Source organism: Sinobacterium caligoides (assembly GCF_003752585.1).
Lineage (GTDB): Bacteria > Pseudomonadota > Gammaproteobacteria > Pseudomonadales > Sinobacteriaceae > Sinobacterium > Sinobacterium caligoides.
On sequence record NZ_RKHR01000002.1, the window covers coordinates 1 to 2,957 of the forward strand.

The following is a 2,957-nucleotide window of genomic DNA, read 5'->3' on the forward strand; positions in this document are numbered from 1 at the left end:
ATAACCCAAGCACTTGGGTTATATGGTCAAGCCTCACGGGCAATTAGTATCAGTTAGCTCAATGCCTCACAGCACTTACACACCTGACCTATCAACGTCGTAGTCTTCAACGGCCCTTAAGGAGGGTTAAACCCTCAGGGAGAACTTATCTTGAAGGAGGCTTCCCGCTTAGATGCTTTCAGCGGTTATCCCGTCCGAACGTAGCTACCCGGCAATGCCACTGGCGTGACAACCGGAACACCAGGGGTTCGTCCACTTCGGTCCTCTCGTACTAGAAGCAGCTCTTCTCAATTCTCCAACGCCCACGGCAGATAGGGACCGAACTGTCTCACGACGTTCTAAACCCAGCTCGCGTACCACTTTAAATGGCGAACAGCCATACCCTTGGGACCGGCTTCAGCCCCAGGATGTGATGAGCCGACATCGAGGTGCCAAACACCGCCGTCGATGTGAACTCTTGGGCGGTATCAGCCTGTTATCCCCGGAGTACCTTTTATCCGTTGAGCGATGGCCCTTCCATACAGAACCACCGGATCACTAAGACCTACTTTCGTACCTGCTCGACTTGTCAGTCTCGCAGTCAAGCACGCTTATGCCTTTGCACTAAACTCATGATTTCCGACCATGATTAGCGTACCTTCGTGCTCCTCCGTTACTCTTTGGGAGGAGACCGCCCCAGTCAAACTACCCACCAGACACTGTCCTCGATCCCGATAAGGGACCTGAGTTAGAACCCCAAACATATCAGGGTGGTATTTCAAGGTTGGCTCCACTGCATCTGGCGACACAGTTTCAAAGCCTCCCACCTATCCTACACAGATATGTTCAGAGTTCAGTGCCAAGCTATAGTAAAGGTTCACGGGGTCTTTCCGTCTAGCCGCGGGTACACAGCATCTTAACTGCGAATTCAATTTCACTGAGTCTCGGGTGGAGACAGCGTGGCCATCATTACGCCATTCGTGCAGGTCGGAACTTACCCGACAAGGAATTTCGCTACCTTAGGACCGTTATAGTTACGGCCGCCGTTTACCGGGGCTTCGATCAAGAGCTTCGACCGAAGTCTAACCCCATCAATTAACCTTCCGGCACCGGGCAGGCGTCACACCCTATACGTCCACTTACGTGTTTGCAGAGTGCTGTGTTTTTAATAAACAGTTGCAGCCACCTGGTATCTTCGACCACCGACAGCTTAGGAAGTAAATTCCATCACCGTCAGCGGCGCACCTTCTCCCGAAGTTACGGTGCCATTTTGCCTAGTTCCTTCACCCGAGTTCTCTCAAGCGCCTTGGTATTCTCTACCTGATCACCTGTGTCGGTTTGGGGTACGATTCCTATATAGCTGAAGCTTAGAAGCTTTTCTTGGAAGCATGGCATCGACCACTTCGCTCGAACTTGCGTAAGAGCTCGTCATCGGTTCTCAGTCTTAGCGACCCGGATTTTCCTAAGTCACCAACCTACAACCTTAAACGCGGACAACCAAACGCCGCGCTGGCCTAGCCTACTCCGTCCCTCCATCGCACTATATAGAAGTACAGGAATATTAACCTGTTTCCCATCGATTACGCATTTCTGCCTCACCTTAGGGGTCGACTAACCCTGCTCCGATTAGCGTTGAGCAGGAAACCTTGATCTTCCGGCGGGGAAGTTTTTCACTCCCCTTATCGTTACTCATGTCAGCATTCGCACTTCTGATACCTCCAGCAAACTTCACAGTTCACCTTCGACGGCTTACAGAACGCTCCTCTACCATACTTGCAAGCAAGTATCCGCAGCTTCGGTTATCAGTTTGAGCCCCGTTACATCTTCCGCGCAGGCCGACTCGACTAGTGAGCTATTACGCTTTCTTTAAAGGATGGCTGCTTCTAAGCCAACCTCCTAGCTGTCTAAGCCTTCCCACATCGTTTCCCACTTAACTGATATTTGGGACCTTAGCTGGCGGTCTGGGTTGTTTCCCTTTCCACTACGGACGTTAGCACCCGCAGTGTGTCTGCCGTACTGCTACTCCACGGTATTCGGAGTTTGCATGGGGTTGGTAAGTCGGGATGACCCCCTAGCCCAAACAGTGCTCTACCCCCGTGGGTAATATACGACGCTCTACCTAAATAGATTTCGAGGAGAACCAGCTATCTCCCGGCTTGATTAGCCTTTCACTCCGATCCACAAGTCATCCCCCCATTTTTCAACATAGGTGGGTTCGGTCCTCCAGTTGATGTTACTCAACCTTCAACCTGCCCATGGATAGATCGCCGGGTTTCGGGTCTAATGCCAGCAACTAATTCGCCCTATTAAGACTCGGTTTCCCTACGGCTCCCCTAAGTGGTTAACCTTGCTACTGACATTAAGTCGCTGACCCATTATACAAAAGGTACGCAGTCACAGAACAAGTCTGCTCCCACTGCTTGTACGTATACGGTTTCAGGATCTATTTCACTCCCCTCTCCGGGGTTCTTTTCGCCTTTCCCTCACGGTACTGGTTCACTATCGGTCAGCTAGGAGTATTTAGCCTTGGAGGATGGTCCCCCCATATTCAGTCAAGATTTCTCGTGTCCCGACCTACTTGTCGCAAGCTTAGTACCACAGTCGCGTTTTCGTGTACGGGGCTATCACCCTGTATCGCTGGACTTTCCAGACCATTCCACTAACACGTCTGCTATTACTTGCAGGCTGATCCCCTTTCGCTCGCCGCTACTCAGGGAATCTCAATTGATTTCTATTCCTTGGGGTACTTAGATGTTTCAGTTCCCCCAGTTCGCCTCTTCAAACCTATATATTCAGTAAGAAGATACCTAACTTATGTTAGGTGGGTTTCCCCATTCAGAAATTCCGGGATCAATGGGTGGTTGCTACCTCCCCCGGACTTATCGCAAGCTCCAACGTCTTTCATCGCCTCTAGCTGCCAAGGCATCCACCGTATACGCTTAGTCACTTGACCATATAACCGAAATAATCGGGTCTAC

The 2,957-nt window shown here is 50.9% G+C and carries 1 rRNA gene; it reads right to left on the reverse strand.

The window, feature by feature from the left end:
• Positions 1–22: 22 nt before the first annotated feature.
• Positions 23–2,932, reverse strand: a 23S ribosomal RNA gene (locus tag EDC56_RS00255).
• Positions 2,933–2,957 lie beyond the last annotated feature (25 nt).